Genomic DNA, 12,199 nt, shown 5'->3' with positions numbered 1-12,199 from the left:
TCTGTATTATTATGTTACCTTGAACAATAAAATTGTTACATGTTTAGGGTATACTGCAATATTTATCTCATTAGTGCTTTCTGGATGGAATTTTCCCGCTCTCTCATTGATAATGGTGTGGTCAGGCAGGTCCATCCAGCACAAAGAGAGTGATAATGGAATTAAAAACCAATAAGCCCAACTACCCGCTCTATTCTGGAGATATTGATGACGAGTACTCAGCCGCACTTTTAAATCACATTATCCTGGCGGCAAACCATGCGTCGCGTGATTGGACACGGGCTGCTGTTCTTATCAATCAGGTTGTCTCTGAAGATAAAGGGCTGGTCGGCGCAATGTTCTGCCCGTTCATTGTCGGTGATGGGCAGCGTTTTCTGGGGAAGTGGATGTCAGATGATCAGAGTAATGAGATCACTCGCATCGTAGAGAAGTGGCAGCATCGTATTGGTAAAAGCGGCTATACCAATTGGAGTGCTATTTTTGTTGGCGTAGAAAAATCTGACAATAGTCAATACAAACGTATCTGGATTCCAGAATATCGCTCTGACTATGGAAAATGGCACATAGCCGACAGTGATGAGGTGAATTGGTGGGCGTTCCACGAGGGTTTCAGCGACAAACCCGCGTTTTAAACTTACACGCTACCTATATGCTCACGCCGACTTCTTCGAGGGCATCGCGAAGCTTTGCGCGCGCCCTGTTAAGTCGGCTTTTTACTGTTTGAACCCCAACGTTTTGGTGTTCGGCTATTTCTTGGTAGTTCATGCCCGCGTATTCCCGCAATACGATGGCTTCTTTGAATTCGGGGGCAAGTTGTTCAAGTGCGTGCCGAATGACTATCCCGGCGGTGACGCGGTCGTCGATAGGCGAATGCCTGTCGGGTTCCTGGATGCCTGCCTCGGCATCGGGGGTGTCACGGCGGGACCGAATGAGTTGTAGCGCGGCATTGGACGCGATGCGGTATGCCCAGGTGGAAAAACGCGCGCGGGGTTCAAAGCTGCCGATGTTGCGCCAGATGGCGGTCAGCGCGTTTTGCATCGCGTCTTCGGCGTCCTGGTGGTTGCCGGTGATGGAGAGACACACTGCCCACATGCGCCCGTGCGCGTCGCGAATGAGTGTGCCAAATGCGGCTGTGTCGCCGTTCTGAGCGCGGGTGATGAGCGCAATGTCGTCGCTGGTGTTGCTCCCGGTGGGATGCTGTTCCGCCACGTCACATGCCTCCAAGGAGGTCATCGTCGACGCCATCAGCATAACCGTGGTCGGCAAACCCATGATCCGCGCCGTCGTGGAGGGTGTCATCATGGCCCCCGTTGTGCATGCCGCCGTCGTAGTCCCCGAAATCGTGAAGGTCATGCCCCTCGTCAATGTGGCCCTCACCAACGTGCCCGTCGTCGAGATGCCCCGTCCTCAGATCTCCATCGTCCGGGGTGTCAAAGAAATCGCTCAGGTCATCATGATCACTGTCGTCGGCGCCAAACCCGCCATCGTACATGTCGTTGTGGTGTGCGTCGTCGGCGAAGTCATTCAGATCAATGTCAAAGCTGGGAAGGTTGATCCCCGGGTCGGGGGTCATGGGGTCAAAGGCAACGGCGAGCATGCGGTCAAGCATGTCGTCGGTAAGTGGTGTCGCTACAGAGCCGTAGAGGGCGTCAAGAGGTGGGAGCATGAGGTCGTCGAACTCCTGGTTGTCGGGGCCGTCGGGCCGTGTCATGGGGTCACCTCCTTGGCATCGGGTGTAGCGAGGGAACCGATGGTGATGAGGCTGATTGTACCTATTGTTTAGGATGTCCACCCAAGGTACTTGGTGAGTTCCTTGACTTGGTCGGGGGTGGCGTCGTAGGTGGCTTCAAAGTAGAGAGTGAATTTTTGTCGCGGATAGTAGGCGTAGACGAAGCCAGAGCCGGTTTCGGTGAGTGCGTAACCTACTTCTGGTGTGTTGCGGAAGGATTTCTGAAGTCGTTCCTTGCTGGTGGTTTTTGAGCTTTTGTTTGCTTTGCCGGATTCGAGTTCGTCGCGGGCTTGTTTCGCATCGTCACCAGGAATCCAGTAGATGGTGCTTGGGGTGGAGCTGCCGACTTTGGGGGCATCGCTCATGGCGCTGGTTAACAATGAGCAGTCGTAGACGGTGTTGACGGTGAGGTCGTCGCTGTATTCGTTGGCTTTGCCTTCGCAATCTTGCATTGCTTGGAGCGTTTTTTCGGGCAGGAATTGCGAGGCGGTGTCGTAGCGTTCCGTCAGTGGGATCATTGAGTCCGCTGCGGTGGTGTTGACCTTCGTGACCATGGTTGTTCCCCAGAAGAACTGGTACGTCATGAAGCCCAGCAACAGCACAGCCACTGCCGCTGCGCCAAATAGTGCTTTCTTGCGATTGGAGATACCGCTGAGGGCTGTTGCCGCGCGGTTACCGGCTGCGGATGCGCGATGTCGCTGCGGTGGGTTCTGGTCAGTGCCGGTATTCTGCTGACCCTGCCCGGCCCCTTGCGCACCCTGTGCTGCTTGCCCGGCCCCTTGCGCACCCTGTGCTGCTTGCCCGGCTCCTTGTTGCCCTTGCGAGGCTGCCTGTGCCGCGCCCACCGTTCCGGGTCCGACCCCGAAAGGATTGTTGGGCTGCTGCGATTTCGTTGCCGTGACCTGCCCCGATCCTTCGGTGAATCCCATCATGGTTGCGGCCAACGCACCCCGGGCCACCACGGTTTTCGGGTCGTCCAGGGTCATGACGGTACCAACCTCACCAAGGCGGTTCTGCACATACGGTATGCGTGACGACCCACCGGTCATGTAAATCGGCGTGCTCTTATCGACGCCCGCCTGGCTCAAGGCCGCCTGCGTCAGCTCCACTGCGCGCCCCACAACCTTGTCGATGAGGGTGTTGAATTCGTCGCGAGTGATCAGGAAATCGTGCTCGCCCCGAGGGGTGGATACGGTGATGGTGGCCGAGGACGTGTCAGAGAGCATTTCCTTGGCTTCCCTGATTGACTGGTCCAGGGAGTGCATGACCGACACCTCAGCCGATTTGAGTTCGTCGGCGGTATCAGGGTCGTTGTGTTCCACCTGGTCCAGCACCCAGCGATACAGCACATTATCAATGGTGCGGCCGCCAAGCGTGTTGTCGCCCTTGGCGGCGACCACGCTGAAGTCGCCGTTTTGTTCCGCACGCAGCACCGCAATATCTAGGGTCCCGCCGCCGAAGTCGAACACGGCCACATGGGAACCAGCTGGAATGTGCTGCTGGGCGGCGTAGTGGATTGCCGCTGCTCGCGGCTCTGAGATGGTTCGGATGGTGTCTTTTGACAGTCCCACCGTTGCTGCTGCGGACAGCAACATGTCCACATTGTGCACCGACCAGGATTCCGGGTGGGTGAGGGTGACAGTAGTTGGGTTTTCACCCGAATGCTGAGCACGCCCCCGTTCCAGTACCCCGTACAGCACAGCCCCGATGAGGGCGTTGAGCGGCACATCTTGACCGGCCACCTGCACTTGATCATGCCCGATGTAGCGTTTCGGTGCTGGCACCAACCGCGATGGGTCCCTGCGCCCCAGCGATATTGCGGAATCCCCGCAGTGGATCGCCCCGTCGGCCTGCACAAACACCGCTGAGGGGATGAGGTTACTTCGGTGAGAGAGCGGAAGTGTCTCCACCGCGCCTGTCATCGGTGCCGTGTGCGCTGCCGCCGAGTTTGATGTGCCAAAATCCACGGCGATGTGCCATTGTGCCGGTGCATTCATTGTGTGCTCACCTAAACCTATCGTTGTTGGTTATATGCGTGATGTACAGGTGTAATACATCCCAGGCCCATAATGTTCCCGAGACGTGTTATGTCATAGATCGCAGTGCTTGCTGGTGCGCGATGATGAGACGCTCCCGCGCCTCATCCTCGGCCGCTGACAGGGGAGTCATGGCGAGTTGCTGCAGCCTGCCCAGTTCCTGCTCGTGCCGTGCGCGCACAGACGTGGGGTCGGCAGACGGTGACAGTCCTGCCACTTCTGCCGAAGTCGCGGCTGTGATGGCCTGCCGCAGTGGACCCAGCAGGGAGGAATCCGGGGTGCTCACATACGTGTCCCGGTAGCTGCGATACAACAGAACCTCATGCATCTGCGGCTGCCCGAGAAGAATCTCCTGTACCCAGCGCACGTGGTCGCGCACGGCGTAGTTGTTGGAGAGGTCTTCCAGGGCGTCCAACATGCGTACCGCGCGTTGTAGCACTGCGAAGTACGCATTGTCGCCGGTGAGCAGATCTGTCAGAGAGTCAATGCCCGAGACATCACGCATCCACTGCATGAGTCCCACCGCCCCCTGAGCGTGAGCCACCGAACGCCCCACCATCACACCGTATTCGCCCAGCACATCTAACAGTTCATCGCGCATCGCGGCGGTGAAACCGGGAACGATAATCGAGGGGTCGTCCACCTCGATCACGTCTAACACCCCGTCCCGATCTAGGTGCGCCAGCGCCGCCGCGCTCCTGGCAACCCGTTCCGTCACCTGCCCCACCAGCGCGGACTCCGCCAGCAGTCCCGAAAGTGGGAGCACTGTCCGCACCGCCGATCCCAGTTGCTCGGCAATGCGTGCGGCATGAACTCCCGCCAGTTGAATGGGGTCTTGGTTTCCAAATGCTCCGGCACCAAAGGAATCAGCACGGGACAGCACGCCCATCGTCGTCAAGGGAGTCATGCCCAGCTGTGACAGAAACACCCGCTCGTCTTCACGCGGCGCTGAATCAGAAAGGAACACCACGCAGTCCGCCCAAGCGCTGGCGCGGCGGGTGTCTTTCGTGCCGTCGATAAGCATTCGGCGGGTTCGTTGCTCGTTGTCCACCGTCAGCGTCGCCGTACCGGGGGTGTCGATCAGCGATAGCCGCTGCAAGCTCGCGTTCGGCACGAATTGCCGCACGTAATCGACCTCGTCCAGCGGACGTGGCAGATGGTCCAGCGGCCCCTGACCCAGGCTGACACGATCCACCCGGCCGTCCAAGCCCACCACCTCAGCGCGCGCTGGGGCACCGTCAAGATACATACTCACCGCCATAGTGCATTCCACGGAATCCGTGGCGGCAATGTGGTGTTGGGTAAGGGCGTTGACCAGCGTTGATTTGCCGGATTTCAGTCGCCCGGCGATGGCCACGCGTGGCGGGCGGGTCACCATTTCCCGAAGTTCCGACGCAGGTTCTACAAGTTCGGGGCCGCCGGATTCCAGGGCGTCGATAGCCTGGGTGAGCAGCAGCGTTATGGTTTCAATGGCCTCCTGGCGTGATGGATTCATGCGCGTGCTCCTCCCTGCTGCAGGTGCCGACCCAACTCCGCAATCGTTGCCTCGATAATCTGGACGTTCCGCGTCAGCCGGGCGCTGCGTTCCTGGCGCTCTCCCTCCGATTCGCGCGCCGCCTCCCGAGCCTGGTCGATCCGGCCGTGCAATTCCTTGATCTTCGTCCGCAGATCAGCGCGGTACCGCAGCATCACATCCGTGCGTGCCGTAGTGATCAGGGTATCCAACATGCGGGTGGTGGCTGTGCGCACGCTGGCGGTGGTTTCCCGAAGCCACGTAATCAAATGTTGTTTGCCGTTTCGCATCGCGCGGTAGCCCAGGTTAACGCCCACCCACACGGCACCCGCCAGCGGTGCCACTGGGATGATGGCCGCCAACGCACCCGAACCGATCATGCCCATCATCAGCACACTGGGGTCAATGATGTCCTTGGTTTTCTTCTCCACCTCGTGCCCCGAGACTTCCGCCGGGGTTAACGACGCCACCGTGGTCCCCATGATCTCTGCGATCAGTTCCTGGCGGTCGGGGAAAAGCGCCGATGCAAGTTCGGAAATTTCCTCCACCATTGCGCCCACGGTGTCTTCCATTACCACGGCCAGTTCCGTCTCAATCTGGCTGGTGAACACCTGAGGTTTGGATCGCAGCACGCGCAGCGAGTCCGCATTGATCTGCTGCGTCCATTCGTGACGCACCTCTTCTAGGGCTTTGTCCAGCCCCTCCGTCACCCGGGTGCGCGCCACCGCGAGGTCACGTTGGAAGCGCTGCTCAAACTCGGAGGATTCCTCCCGAAGCCGCTCCAGGGTGGTTTTCTCGGCTTCCAACTGCTCCACCGCTGTCGAGGATTCCGCTAGTAGGCGAATGTCATCCCGCACCGTTTTGGCAATTCCCGTCAGGGTTGTGGTGATGGATTGCAGCGCCGCGCGCTGACCCATCGCCGCTGGTTGCCGCAGCTGCGCACGAAGTTGTGAACGCAGCTGCGCGATCCCGGAACGCCGTTCCAACTCTGCTCGGCGTGCAGGATCGATGCAGCGTGCGGCATCAAGGGCGCGCAGGCTGGAGACGCCGACCACCGGGACGTCGATACCCATGTGGCTGCTGATCAGTCGCTTGTTGTCCTCAACGATGGCGCGCCAGCGTCGGGTGTTTTTGTCCGTCTTGGTCACGGCGACGATGACGCCGCCGACGGAATCGTGGGCCTGTCGCAGGATGTCCATTTCAGGCGCGGTGATGGGGGTGGAGGCATCGCACACCATGAGCAGAACACCGGCGTGCCGTGCCTCCTGAAGCGCTGCGGTAACGGCGCGTTTGTCCAGCCCACCCACGCCGGGCGTATCGACGACCGTGATGCCGTCCATATCCGGGTATCGTACGGAGATCTCCGCTGAACTGGGTGGATCCTGCGACTCTTCCAGGCCAGCGTTGGTGTTGCCCTGTAGTGACCCCACCCCGTCTACCGTCACCCAGCGGGCGAGTTCTGTGGCCAATATCATTTCCCGCTCTGTGCCCCGCACAAGAGTGACCTGGGGAACAACCGGGCCGTCGTGGGAGACAGCCACGCGAATCGGTGCGCTGGTACAGGTGAGAACGTCAACGGGCAGCAGATCCGGCTGGGCAATCAGAGCGTTGACCAGTGATGACTTTCCCCGTTTCACTTCCCCCATAACCACCACTGTGCCCGCCCGGAATGTGGCATTCAGCATCTGGACTGCGCGGTCCGCAGCGCTGTCTTGACCGTATCGTCGTGCAATGTCCGCCGCGCGTGTCACTGACTCTTCAGGGGTGCGAGACGCGGCGGCCGGGGATCCGTGGGACATGCGCAGCCTTCACTATTGTTGAGAAAACAGTACCATCACCTTTAATAGCACAGCGTTCTTCCATGCAGGAGATTTCTGGCTATTTTCCCAGGAAAATAGCTGGACTAGGGCTGAAGTAAAAAATTTTTTGGCACTTCGGGAACATTCTTCCGCATGGGTGCATTCCATCATCGACAACATCGCAAGCGCACCGTGAAGGTGTGAGAAGGAAAGGACCACATCATGAGCGACCCCAACGGCACTACCGCTAACAACGCTGCTGGCACCGCTGGCGCCCCTGCTGGTAACGCAGAGTCCATCCACACCGTGGACGTGAACGGCAACCCGGTCACTGGAACGGTGATGGGTCAGTACGACACCGATAGTGACAACGACATTGATACCTTCGATCTAGACACCAACGGCGACGGCCGCGCTGACATGCGCATCACCGACCCGGATGAAGACGGCACTGCTGACGTTCTCGAATACGACACCGACGGCGATGGCGTGACCAACGTTCGGACCGAAGACAGGAATGATGACGGTACCGCCGACAAAGACTCCATTGACACCAACGGCGATGGCCGGATGGACACGGTGCTCACTGACCTGGACTACGACGGTCACATGGATGAAAAGGAAGTGGACACCAACGGAGACGGCGTCTTTGATGTGACCCTCAAAGACTATGATGACGACGGCACAGTGGACAGCATCGCCTACGACACCAACGGCGACGGCACCAGTGACTACAACGAATACGACAACAACGACGACGGCGTCATCGACAGCACCAGCGGTGTGAATGCGATTACCGACGCCCAGCGCGCGGCCGCCGCAGGTCACGATTCCGGTGCTGCTCCAGGGGGAGCGGCTCCTGGTGACACTGCTCCAAGCGGTACTACCCCGGGTGTTGCACCCGTCAGCGACCACCACGAGATCGACCTTGACGCCGATGGCTACGGCGACAGCCTGGCATTTGACACCAACGGTGACGGCATCACCGACATGGTGGAACAGGACACCAACGGTGACGGGCTGACCGACATTCGGTTCACGGACACCAACCACGACGGTCACATTGACCTCGTGGAGGACGACACAGACTTTAACGGCACCGTCGACCGTGTTGACATTGACAACAACTTTGACGGGCGGCTTGACGAGCAGCACGGTGACTTCGACGGCGATGGTAACCCCGACGACGCCCTGTTCGACCACAACCACGACGGTTGGGCAGACTCCATGGCCACCGACACCGACAACGATGGGCACTATGACACCTACACCGATGTACACTCCACCAACGAGGCACCCATGATGCCCGACCACGACATCTCCGGGCTGTAACACCTGAGGCAGAACCCGGAAACGCAGACTAGGCGGCCCGACCATAAGTAGCGGTGGTCAGGGCCGCCTACCCATGCCGCCTACCCATGATGAAGCCTCCAACTGGGAGACCTTCGAGGCCGGTTTCAGTGGCAGTATATAAGGCATGCGAGAACTCCGCGCCGACGACCGTGACCTTCTAGTAGAAGCAACTTTCTGCAATGTGAACTGGGTGGAAGAACGCTTCACTCGGGACGACGTGCTTACCAACCCGTACTTCCGCCACTACCACGACCCGTGGCAAGAATCAGACTTCGGCTATGTTGCCGAAAACAGCAACGGTAGGGCTATTGGTGTGGTGTGGCTGCGCTTTTTCACCGCCGACGACCCCGGCTTCGGCTTCGTCGACGAAGCCACCCCTGAACTCAGCATCTGGGTCGCGGAGGGTGAGCGCAGACGGGGAGTTGGCGGTCAGCTTATCGACGCCGCGATCCGCGCCGCCCGCTCGAAAGGACTCCGGCGCATCAGCCTCAGCGTGGAAGAGGGCAACCCGGCGCGCCGGCTTTATGAACGCGCCGGGTTTGCATGGGCAGGGTCGGGGTTTGATACCGGGACGTTGGTGCTAGAGCTGGCGTGAGGAGGGGTGTTGCATAAAAGTATGTATACGCCCAGGTCAAAAACACTCCGTTTTCAGGCCTGACGATATACAAACTCTGCAGGAGTGAGATTGGGAACCCCTGGTCGCGGGCGGTAGCACTGCAGCCCAAGAACTTCGACCTCACCGCCCAGCACTAAGCTTGAGCTTGCGGTACCGATTCACTGAAGCCATAATCTCCTGGCTGCGGGGACGCGCAAACAACCCCGGATGTCCACGATGCGGCGACAACACGTCCAAACCGTGTTCGTCCAGGTCTTGTACTAACTGATCCACCAGCTGCGCAAGGCTGGTGTTGCCATCACATCGGTCCGCAATGGAATCTAAAGCGTGGGCAATGCCGGTGGTTTGCGCGACGTCGATAAGCTGCATCAACCCGATCAGATCAATGTTTTCGCGCCCGTACTGAATATCCGTGCGGCTGCGGGCCTTCGCGGGCTTCGTCTTACTTGGCTCCCGCAAGCCATCCCGCGCCGGGACGCGAGGGTTCGGGGAATCGAAAACGCGTATCGACGCCGCGTCATTCTGTGGCGTCCGATTCGCAATGCTGTGGGCCTGCACCGTCACGTCGTTCGGAACGTACGAGTTCAGGGCAATGACGTGATCCGCGACGTCGAAAAACGCGCCTGAACCGCCCGCCACCAGGATTGTCGAGACGCCCTTCTCCGTAAACAACGGGCGGATACGCTGCACAAATGGGGTGATCGGCTCATCCTTCGCAGGAATGAGCTGCTGCATGCGTTCGTCGCGGATCATGAAGTTTGTGGCCGACGTGTCTTCATCGATCAAGAGTGTTTGCGCGCCCGCCTCCAGGGCCTCCACCAGGTTCGTGGCCTGCGAGGTCGAACCCGATGCGTTCGTGGTGAAAAACCGGTGCGTATCCGTGCCCGACGGCAAATTATTAATAAACGGTGAAATGTCCACGCCCGTCACCGCGCGGCCATCCTCCGCGCGAATCGCCATTGCATCCGCGTGAGTAATCACCCACTCCCGGCCGTCGTTGAGGATATGTGAATACACGCCCCGCTCCATCGCCTTCAGTAGTGTGGACTTGCCGTGATAACCGCCGCCCACAATCACCGTGATCCCCTCCGGCACACCCATGCCTGTGATCGTGCGGCCGCTGGGGAGAGAAAACTCGGTGTGCAGCGATTGTGGACTCTGGAACGGTGTGGCACCCTGCTCCAATGGTTCGTCCGAATCACCCGAACGACGCGGCAGAATCGCGCCGTTGCCAACAAAAGCAACAAGCTTGCGGCTGTTGAGTTGACGGCGCAGATCCTGCTGGTCACGGTATAAGATGACGTGATCGCGGAGCTTCTGCTGATCAAGATTCTTGTAGAGAAGACTGTATTCCGCTACCTCGGGAAGAATATCCGCAAGCAATTCCTCCGCCTCTCGGCCGCGAATCCGGCGGCCCGCAGCGGGAAGCGCCACCATAATGCGGGCTTCTAGGCGCTTGTCCGTAAACAGGATGCTGGTGCGCTCCAACACAGCCTGCCCTGGGCGGCCAATGCTCACCTCCCTGGCGACTTTGCTGGTATATGCCTCATGTGAAAAAGCCCTGGTCAAGAAATCACCCGTGGCGATCTTGCCTTCAGCATCGTTGATGAGGTCCTGGGGAACCTGGGCTGTTGCTAGGTCGACCAGGATGCGCATCAACGAGGGTGGGGCATACGGGTCCGTCTGCACACGATCAATCGATAATGTTATGCCCGGTGCCAGGGGGTAGGAGCCGCGCAGGCTCTTGTATGCTCCGTAACTTTTCCCATCGAGCGAGGTTAACGCGCGGCGCAGGTCATCTTCATGGTGATGTTCGCGGTACTCGTTGTTGTGGGGGTTGCGATTATTGTTGCTTCGGCGGTGGTGGTTGCGAGAGTGATTGTTGCGATCATTACGGTGGTAAGACATGACAGTCATGGTACAGCCGTGCACTAGACTGGCTTGAGGAAATGCGCAAGTGGGGGAGGGATGGAAGGTCATCCGCAAGACGGGAACTCATGGGCACGTTGATTCAACGGCATGTCCTCTATGCCTGAGTAGTTTTCAGTAGGTTGGAAGTTAGGTAACGAGTTCGCGCTAACCTAACAACATGCTCGCCGCCCTAGCCGCTCAACCAGGTCCTATCCATAACGTCACGATCCAGGATGTCCCCGAACCCGATGCCCCACAACGCGGCGAGGTTATTGTGCGCATGCTGGCCAGCGCGTTCAACCCGTCCGATGCGGTCACGGTGTCCGGTGCCTACGCCTCCCGAACCGAATTCCTGCTGGTCCCGGGCTTCGAGGGCGTTGGGGTGGTCGAGCGCATTGGACCGGAAGTGCCCAGTGCCCTCCTTGGCCGTCGTGTCCTGCCCATCGGCTCGGCCGGCGCATGGCAGGAACTCAAACGCACCGATCACACGTGGTGCATACCCGTCCCCGACGACATCCCCACCGATGTTGCCTGCTTTGTCTACATCAACCCGCTCACCGCTTACCTCATGGTTGAACGCTTCTGCGGTGATGCCCGCACCGTGCTTATCGACGGCGCGTCCACCACCATTGCACGCCACCTTCAGGAACTACTCGATCAACGTGGAATACAAACAGTAATGGTGGGTAGGGGATGGAGTGGGGAGGGCGTCGATAAGCACGTGGATGTGGCGTTCGATTGTGTTGGCGGGGAGACCGGGCGACGTGCAGCGCTGGCGGTGAAGCCGGATGGGGTTGTGGTGCACTACGGGTTGTTGTCGGGGCGGTCGCTAGGTGAGGTGGGCAGGCGGGTGGAGATGTTTCGTCTGCGTGACGTGGTGCATGCGTGCCCGCGTTCGGAGCTTCCGGCGTTGCTTGAGGGGGTGTTTGACCAGCTGAGAGCGGGGCGATTGCGTTCGCGGATGGCTCGTGAAGTGAGCCTGCGGGAGTTGCCGGAGGCGCTGAAGAAGTATCGCCCGGGGGAGGGGAAGTTGTTGGTTAGGGTTACTGATTGAGTTCTTCCTCAATATCCATCAACTCGAAGATTGGCCGCCAAACTCTGGGACGATTGATATGCATGGAGTTTTATGAGTGGTGAACCGCTGAAAAATCACCGAAAGCTTATCAAGGCCCGCAGCTTGCATGAACTATTCCACCTCATCTCACTCTTTTTCGGACTGAGTGCATGAAGAGAGGACTGTAG

The 12,199-nt window shown here is 59.1% G+C and carries 10 protein-coding genes; 4 read left to right on the top strand and 6 right to left on the bottom strand.

Annotated features, from left to right (window positions below; genetic code table 11):
* Window positions 1-155: 155 nt before the first annotated feature.
* Window positions 156-632 carry a hypothetical protein gene (locus CDUR_RS11055; protein WP_179418248.1) on the top strand — a complete coding sequence of 159 codons (477 nt, stop codon included), beginning with the start codon at window positions 156-158 and terminating at the stop codon, window positions 630-632.
* A 13-nt stretch (window positions 633-645) separates the two neighbouring features.
* Here the strand turns inward: CDUR_RS11055 and CDUR_RS11050 are convergent, their stop codons facing one another.
* The 5 genes from CDUR_RS11050 to CDUR_RS11030 all read right to left on the bottom strand — a co-directional run bounded on the left by CDUR_RS11050 (window position 646) and on the right by CDUR_RS11030 (window position 7,077).
* Window positions 646-1,233, bottom strand: coding sequence for an RNA polymerase sigma factor (locus CDUR_RS11050; protein ID WP_179419121.1), 588 nt, complete (start codon window positions 1,231-1,233; stop codon window positions 646-648).
* On the bottom strand, window positions 1,211-1,711 hold the full coding sequence (locus tag CDUR_RS11045) for a hypothetical protein (protein ID WP_179418247.1): 501 nt from the start codon (window positions 1,709-1,711) through the stop codon (window positions 1,211-1,213). The genes CDUR_RS11050 and CDUR_RS11045 overlap by 23 nt, the downstream gene beginning before the upstream one ends.
* 68 nt (window positions 1,712-1,779) lie before the next feature.
* Window positions 1,780-3,726: an Hsp70 family protein gene (locus CDUR_RS11040; protein WP_179418246.1), complete on the bottom strand. Its 1,947-nt coding sequence runs from the start codon at window positions 3,724-3,726 to the stop codon at window positions 1,780-1,782.
* A gap of 88 nt (window positions 3,727-3,814) precedes the next feature.
* Window positions 3,815-5,260, bottom strand: a complete 1,446-nt coding sequence (locus tag CDUR_RS11035; RefSeq protein WP_179418245.1) for a GTPase — start codon at window positions 5,258-5,260, stop codon at window positions 3,815-3,817.
* A complete protein-coding gene (locus CDUR_RS11030; protein ID WP_179418244.1) occupies window positions 5,257-7,077 on the bottom strand; it encodes a dynamin family protein in 1,821 nt (606 codons plus the stop codon). Before CDUR_RS11030 ends, CDUR_RS11035 begins: the two co-directional genes overlap by 4 nt.
* A 222-nt stretch (window positions 7,078-7,299) precedes the next feature.
* Between CDUR_RS11030 and CDUR_RS11025 the strand changes: the two genes are divergently transcribed.
* Together CDUR_RS11025 and CDUR_RS11020 are read left to right on the top strand one after the other, a co-directional pair.
* Complete coding sequence (locus CDUR_RS11025) at window positions 7,300-8,409, top strand: thrombospondin (RefSeq protein ID WP_179418243.1); 1,110 nt, start codon at window positions 7,300-7,302, stop codon at window positions 8,407-8,409.
* 145 nt (window positions 8,410-8,554) lie between these two features.
* Window positions 8,555-9,025, top strand: a complete 471-nt coding sequence (locus CDUR_RS11020) for a GNAT family N-acetyltransferase (RefSeq protein ID WP_179418242.1) — start codon at window positions 8,555-8,557, stop codon at window positions 9,023-9,025.
* Between the two features lie 141 nt (window positions 9,026-9,166).
* Here CDUR_RS11020 and CDUR_RS11015 read toward each other — a convergent pair whose 3' ends face one another.
* Complete coding sequence (locus CDUR_RS11015; protein WP_233452946.1) at window positions 9,167-10,954, bottom strand: ABC-ATPase domain-containing protein; 1,788 nt, start codon at window positions 10,952-10,954, stop codon at window positions 9,167-9,169.
* Between the two features lie 181 nt (window positions 10,955-11,135).
* On the opposite strand from CDUR_RS11015, the gene CDUR_RS11010 reads away from it, so the two are divergent.
* Window positions 11,136-12,011, top strand: a complete 876-nt coding sequence (locus CDUR_RS11010; protein WP_179418241.1) for a zinc-dependent alcohol dehydrogenase family protein — start codon at window positions 11,136-11,138, stop codon at window positions 12,009-12,011.
* Window positions 12,012-12,199: the final 188 nt, after the last annotated feature.

Source organism: Corynebacterium durum (genome assembly GCF_030408675.1).
Lineage (GTDB): Bacteria > Actinomycetota > Actinomycetes > Mycobacteriales > Mycobacteriaceae > Corynebacterium > Corynebacterium durum.
Note: the sequence above shows the minus strand (reverse complement) of the source record. Positions and strands in the feature narration are given on the sequence as shown.